General features: G+C 69.8%; 1 protein-coding gene and 1 pseudogene (1 of these 2 running past the window's edge). Both read right to left on the bottom strand.

Going from position 1 to position 2,057, the window contains the following annotated elements:
- Nucleotides 1–1,143 (bottom strand): annotated as a pseudogene (gene lnt, locus ACFE99_RS21975) (apolipoprotein N-acyltransferase) (it extends 1,746 nt beyond the left edge of the window).
- Nucleotides 1,136–2,057 (bottom strand): amidohydrolase family protein (locus ACFE99_RS21980; protein WP_375488541.1); only part of this gene is annotated, 922 nt, incomplete at its 5' end. The pseudogene lnt and the gene ACFE99_RS21980, both read right to left, overlap by 8 nt.

The following is a 2,057-nucleotide window of genomic DNA, read 5'->3' on the forward strand; positions in this document are numbered from 1 at the left end:
CGGTTGGGGCGCCCGACCGGCATGGACGTCGTCGGCGAGCCGGATGGTCTCCCGGACGTGGTTGTGCAGCACCGCCAGCCGTTGCGTGTTGAAGTCGAGTCCGAGTCGCGGGACGTTGCCCTGCACCGCGGCCACGGTGACGGTCGCGTCGTTACCGGCTCCGGCCCCCGAACGCCTGACCGGTGGCCACACGATGATGCTGGCCAATAGCACCAGGCAGATGCAGATCCCCGGCAGCACCACCGCCGGAGGCGCTTCCGCGGTGTCGGCGGAGCCGGTGGCACGGGTCCCGGCGCGGCTGTGTTGCCACCACGCGACGATCTCCAGCGTGATCGCGGTCAGGCTGCAACCGATCAGCACGATAGCCGTCGACAACACGGACACCCCGCCAAGGCGGACCAGCGGCAGAAACGGTCCCTCCGTCTGGCCGGCAGCCACGACGCCCCACGGAAATCCACCGAACGGCATCGTGCATTTGGCCCACTCCTGCGCCGCCCACAACAGCGTGAACCAGATCGGCCAACCGGGCAGTCCCCGTACCACTACCGCCAGCAACCCGAAAAGGGCAGGAAACAGCGCGCAGACGATGACCAGCGCCGCCAACGGCATCGCGCCGACGAGCTTGGCGATCCAGGGCAGCAACGACAGATAGAACACCAGCCCGAACAGATAGCCGTATCCCAGGCCGCCGAGCAGTGTGGTGGCCGGACGGGTGAGCACCCAGGCCAGCAGCGCGAACGCGACGATGGCGGCCCACCACCAGTTGAGGCTGGCGAAACTGGCGCACAGCAGTAAAGCCGCGGTGATCGTCGTCGCTAGCCGCAGCAACCAAGGCGCCAGGGCCTTGACCAAGCGCGGCAGCAGCACGGTGCGCAGCCAACCAAGAAGCGCGGCATAGAGGTCAGCCAGTCGCTGTTGCGGTTCTGCCCGCCGGCCCTGGTCCGATGCTTCTGGCCAGCCGGCGGCATCGCCATCGACCGCAGTCTCGTGCGGAGCGTCCGAGGCTTGGTCGGACGCAAGGTCGGCGCCGACGTCGTTTGCGGCGGGTTGGGCGCCGGTGTCGTCGTCGCCGACCGCCGGGATGATGTCGGTGGCGTCGTTGAACCGCCCCCCGCGAGGCAGCCACTTGGGCGTCCTAGCCATAGATGACCGCACCCCGGTGAACCGTTTGCCGACAACGCGGCAAAGAATCGGTCGGACCAAGCCGTGGCAGTGCGGGTGTCCTTGAGCGCGGGTCCGTCGACCAGCGCTGGACCGCATCGTCGGGAGCGGTCAGCTCGAGTTCGCCGACCTCCCACACGACGTAGGAGGCAGGCGCGCCGGGGACCAGCGTGCCCGTTACCCCGTCCCGGAGACCGCAAGCACGCCAGCCACCGCGGGTGACGGCAGCAAATGCGGCCCGCGTCGACACCGCGCTGCCCGGAGTGCGGTGAGCGGTGGCCGCGCGCACTGTGGCCCAGGGATCCAAGCCCGTCACCGGAGCGTCGGAGCCGAACGCGAGAGGCACGCCTTGCGATGCTAACAGCGCAAACTGGTTGAGCCGGGTGCCTCGGTCGGCCCCGAGGCGACGGGCATACAACCCGTCGTCACCGCCCCACAGCGCATCGAAGTTGGGCTGCATGCTGGCGACCACTCCCCATGCGCCCAACTTGGCCGCCTGCTCGGCGGTCACCATCTCCAGGTGCTCCAAGCGGTGCCCGCAGCGGGCGACGGCCGTGACCCCGAGATCGTCGACGACCCGTCCCAAGGCGCCCACCGCCGCCGAGACAGCAGCGTCGCCGATGACATGAAAACCGGCCGTCACACCCGCCTCGGTGCAGGCCCGGACATGAGCGGTGATCGCATCGGGGTCCAGATAGCACAGCCCCGTGCAGTCCGGGGCGTCGCGGTAGGGCTCGTGCAGCCACGCGGTGTGCGAGCCGAGCGCGCCGTCGACGAACAGATCGCCGGCCAGCCCGTGGGCGCCGGTGCCCTCGATGAGGGCGCGGGCTTGGGCGGGGCTGGTGACGGCTTCACCCCAGTAGCCGATCACCTCGACGCCGTGGGCGGTGTCGCGC

It is taken from the genome of uncultured Mycobacterium sp. (assembly GCF_964249325.1).
Classification (GTDB): Bacteria; Actinomycetota; Actinomycetes; order Mycobacteriales; family Mycobacteriaceae; genus Mycobacterium.